Source organism: Streptomyces sp. NRRL WC-3549 (genome assembly GCF_000721935.1).
Classification (GTDB): domain Bacteria; phylum Actinomycetota; class Actinomycetes; order Streptomycetales; family Streptomycetaceae; genus Streptomyces.
Map to the genome: position 1 here is coordinate 58,268 of NZ_KL585421.1, position 4,689 is coordinate 62,956.

Here is a 4,689-nt window from a genome sequence, read left to right on the forward strand (position 1 = left end):
CCGCGTACGGCTGCTGCCGCCCCTCCAGCAGCACCAGCACACCGGCGCCCAGACCGAACAGGCCGTACGGCAGGGAGAGCACCCGCCGTGGCGGGACGGCCCCGGGTGCCGGGGCGGCGGAGAGCGGGCCGGTGAGGGCCCAGCCGGCCGCGACGACCGTCCCCACGACCGTCAGCAGCGGCATCCCGACCCGTGCCGCGGTGCCCGGCTCCCACCAGGGGAGCGCCGCCGCGAGGGCGACGACCGGGGTGAGCGCGGCCAGCAGCAGCCGTTCCCGGCCCAGCACCAGCAGCACCGCGGCCCCCGCCAGATACACCGACTGGCCCGCCACGAACAGGGCCGTCGGACCGGACCCGGCCACCGCCGCCCCGGCCGCCGTGGCCAGCACGGCCCCCGGTGGTGCCCCCAGCAGCAGGGTCCGAGCGCACTCCCGGCGCCCCGAGGCCAGCCGCAGATAGGCCCGGTGGCCCAGCGCCTGCCCCCAGGCCCAGGAGACGAGACCCGCCACGATCAGGGCGGCCACACCCCGGCCGGACGCCCACAGCGGCCCGGTGAGCAGGTGCGCGAGCCCCGGAAGGGCGAACAGCGCCCCCCGCAGGGCGCACCGGACGTGGTCGGGCCGCCACGGGTCGGCCGGCGGCGGCAGCTCGGGGAAGCTGCGGGGCACCCGCTCGTGGAGCGCGGCGGCGAGCGAGAACAGGTCGGGGTGCCCGTAGGTGTCCCGGACGACCTCCACGGCCAGCCCCTCCGACTCCAGCAGCGCCGCGACCTCGTACGGGTGCACGGCGGGGCCGATACGGTCGGTCAGCTCGGCGGCGAGCGCGTCGACCGCGTCCTCCCGCGCGCCCCGGCCGGGCAGCCGCAGGGCCATGGTCCGCTCGTCGGCCAGCCGCAGGGCCAGCGTGTCGTCCGAGGCGCCGCCGGGTTCCAGCGCCAGCGGCCCGCTCATCCGGCCACGCTCCCGAGGACGGGGCCCGGCGCCGCGCCCGGACCCGGTGGCGGTACGCCCACGGAGGCCGGCGCGAAGCCGGCGGCGCCCGGAGCGGCGGGGTCGGTGAACGTTCCTCCGGGCCCCCGGCCGTCGTGGCGCCTCCCCGCGCCGAAGGCCGCCGCGACGGGTACGGCCGGGGAGGCCCCGGTCCGCGCCTCCGACAGCTCCAGGTAGACCGACCGGAAGGTGTCCACGGTCTGCCGCAGGGTGAACTGCTCGATCACCCTCAGCCGGGCCGTCTCGCCCATCCGGCGCCTGCGTTCCGGGTCGCCCAGCAGCTCCAGGGCCGCGGCGGCCATCGCGGCCGGGTCGCGCGGCGGCACGACGAGCCCGCTGTCGCCGACGGCCTCCCGTACCCCGCCGACGTCCGTGGAGACGGTGGCCCGCCCGCAGGACATCGCCTCGATCAGCGTGAAGGGGAAGCCCTCGCTGATGCTGGACAGCATGACCACGTTGCCGGCCGCGTAGGCGTCCGTGATGTCGTCCACCCGGCCTTCGAAGGTGACCGCGTCCGCGTGCCCGAGTCCGGCCGCCAGCGCCTCGCAGCGCCGCCGGTAGTCCTCACCGCCGCGCGGAGTGCCGCCGAACATGCGCAGACGGGCCGAGGGCAGCCGCTCGCGTACCTGGGCGAAGGCCCGGATCAGGGTCTCCAGGTCCTTGATCGGGTCGACCCGGCCCGCCCAGCTCAGGGTGGGCACGCCGGGTTCGGGCCCGGCCGGCGGGAAGGCCGCCGGGTCCACGCCGTTGTAGACGGTGCGGATCAGGGCGGGGTCCGCCCCGCCCCGCTCCTCCCACAGCCGGTTGTAGCGGTTGCCCGGGGTGATCAGGGCGGCCTTGCGGTAGGTCTCCTCGGCGAGCAGCCGGAAGAAGCCGAGGACGACCGCCTTGACGGGCCACCGGTAGGGAGCGGTGCGGTAGCCGAGGTACCGCTCCCTGAGGTACACCCCGTGCTCCGTCAGCAGCAGCGGGACGCCGTGGCGTTCGAGCGCGACGAGGCCCGGCAGTACGGCGATCCCGCCGCTCACCGCGTGCGCTACGCCGCTGCGGGGCGGAGCGGCGGCCAGCGGGCGGAGCGCGTGTTCGAGGAGGGTGGTCGCGGTGAGGGCGTCGTACAGCGTGGGGCGGGCCTCACGCACCATCAGCCCGGACCGGTTCCACACCGAGGTGAGGACCGAGATCGCCCGGTCGCTCCGCAGGAAGGGGCTGAGGAACCCGTCCTGCGCCGCCTCGGCCATCGTGTACAGGGCCGGGGCGAAGCCGTCCTCGGCGCAGGGGTCGAGCAGAGCCGTGAGGAACCGCTCGTAGGCGCCGACGAGCCGCCGCCCGCGCCGGCCGTTCGGCGGGCGCCCCGCCGGGGCGGGGCCCCACATGGGGACGGAGACGACGCGGGAGACCTGGGCGGGGACGTCCCAGACGACGGGTTCCCGCCCGGTGCCGGTCACCGCGAGGACGTCGAACGCGACGTCGGGCATGCCCCGGACGATCTGGTCGCACCAGACGCTCACGCCGCCGTGGCTGTGGGGATACGTTCCTTCGGTGAGCAGGGTGACATGGGCCGCGTGAGGCTGCCGCGGACCGTGGAGAACGTGCATGGATGGCTCCACCATCGGGTCTGTGGGGGCGTGCCGGTGTCCGGTGCCGGCCGGCACCGGGCGCGTTGCGGGAGAGCGGTCAGCTCTTCGGTGCGTACGTGGCCGGCTCGGTGACCCCGGCGGGGACGGGGAGCGCGGGCACCGTGCTCGTCGGTCCCGCCGGCCGGCCCGTGTCCGGGCCCGCGGTCGGGGCCTCCGTGGACGCCGGCAGGGTGAGCGTGAGGGGGGCGCCGGACGTGCTCCATCCGGAGACCTGGCCCGCGTAGGCGCCGCCGAACGCGCTGGAGCCCGCGGAGGTCCCGGTGGGCATCGTCGCGGGGACGGCCACAGCGCCGGGCGCCCGCACGGTCACCGTGGAGCCGACGCGGTACGCGGTGACGTCCCCGGCGTCCAGGGCCTGCCGCCATTCCGCCCGGCGCCGCATCTCGGTGCCGATGTCCTCCATGCGCAGGTTCACCAGGGGCGTGTCCTCGGCGAACAGTGCCGCGTATCCGTCGGTGACGCCGCTCAGCACCGGGTAGGCGATGCGCTCCTCGGCCAGGTTCGACTGGTGGATGAAGTGCGGCCGGGGGTCGTTGGCGAGGACGTGGCCCAGCGCGATCCGCGTCTCCAGCGGCACGATGTGGTCGGTGTAGCCGGTGGCCGGGTCCAGCGGCTGGGGCAGGCAGGTGGTGGTGGCCGGGTTGTCCTCGCAGATGCCGCTGCCGCCCTGGGCGCGGGCCGTGTAGATCCAGTTGTACTCGTCGACCTGCTCGGCGGCGCGCCCGGCGTTGTAGAAGACGTTCATCGGGTAGCGCGACACCGTCAGCGCGAGGCCGACCTGACGCTGCTGCGGATCACGGGAGTTGTCCGAGCCGAGCCATGTGACGCCGTTGTCGGCGAGGGCGCCGGCCAGGTTCGGGTTGTCCTCGGGCTGCTGCGGGGCGACCTTCATGCCGGAGTGCTCGCCGGTGACCAGCTCACCGTTGTGCAGGGGGAGGCCGGCGGCCTCGCCCCAGACGCGGTTGGTGGCGATCTCGTCGGAAATCTCGGCTCGCGTGACCCAGTCGGTGGAGCCACCGGGGGTGGTGGCGCACTTCCACGGCACCACGGAGGTGTCCTGCACGCAGCCGAGGAAGGAGTGCGTGTAGGTGTGGTTGATCCAGCGGAACTCGTCGCGGTCCGCGATGAACCGGTCGGCCAGCGCGTCGGTGCCGCCGTTCTCCGCGCGGTGGTCGATGCTGCCGACGGCGTTGTACGCCAGGTCGAACGTCAGGCCGTGCGCGTCCTGCCACGCGGTGGCGTACGCGACGTCGTCCGCTTCCATCCGGATCGGGTCGGGCTGCACGCTGCCGTCGGCGCAGTCGACGTCTCCGGGTGTGCAGTTGAGCTCGGAGTTCCAGCGGTCGTCGGCGGCGAACACGTCGTCGACGTGGACGGCGAAGTAGTTGTGGGAGGCGCCGAGATGGACACCCCCGGTCATCCACTCCACGATGCCCCGCGCCAGCAGCCGGAACTGCTGCTGGTACCGGTTGTAGACGAAGGTGACGACGAGTTCCCGCCGCCCGTCGTGCCGGTACTCCCCGACCAGCGAGCCACGGGTGCCGTGGCCGGGGATCGCGGCGTCGACGTACGGGGTGAAGTCCGCGCCGTCGGCCGGGGCGGAGAGGAAGGCGTAGCTCTCGCCGACGGTCGGCGAGAGGTCCTCGAAGGGCACGTCGCCGTCGAGGTAGCCGAAGGGGCCCGCCAGGCCGGCCGCCGTCACCTCGGCCTGTACGCCGTCCACGCTGCCCGCGTACCCGCCGTTGTCGGGGGTCTTCAGCCCGGCCGCCGGGCGTGCGTAGGTGTAGGCGTCCACCTGAGGGATCGCGTACGTCCGCTCGTAGGAGGCGAGGGCGGCCATCTCTGCGGACCCGTCCGCGAACGGATTGTCGTTGGGCAGGACCACGGCCTGGAACTTCGCCCGTTCCCGGCCGTCCACCGTGTCGGCCAGGAAGCCCGCGTCGATCACCGGACGGCCGGGCGCGGTCAGGTCGACCTCGGTGTAGGGCGTACCGGCCGTGTCGAGTTCGGCGGCTATGGCGTCGGTCGCCGGGCCGCCGTCGCTGACGACCAGGACCCGCAGAT

The 4,689-nt window shown here is 74.8% G+C and carries 3 protein-coding genes; all 3 read right to left on the bottom strand.

What is annotated here, in order from left to right; genetic code table 11:
* Positions 1 to 949, bottom strand: a 949-nt coding sequence (locus IH13_RS38370; RefSeq protein ID WP_031088263.1) for a hypothetical protein, incomplete at its 3' end; no start/stop codon positions are given.
* Positions 946 to 2,583 (bottom strand): GT4 family glycosyltransferase PelF, encoded by a 1,638-nt coding sequence (gene pelF / locus IH13_RS0125615; RefSeq protein ID WP_031088264.1) that lies wholly within the window; start codon positions 2,581 to 2,583, stop codon positions 946 to 948. The genes pelF and IH13_RS38370, both read right to left, overlap by 4 nt.
* Before the next feature lie 79 nt (positions 2,584 to 2,662).
* Positions 2,663 to 4,689: hypothetical protein (locus IH13_RS0125620; protein ID WP_031088265.1), on the bottom strand; the 2,027-nt coding region annotated here is incomplete at its 5' end.

Excerpts from the sequence above, each read along its gene's own strand:
- pelF (WP_031088264.1), bottom strand. The coding sequence starts at position 2,583 with ATGCACGTTCTCCACGGTCCGCGGCAGCCTCACGCGGCCCATGTCACC.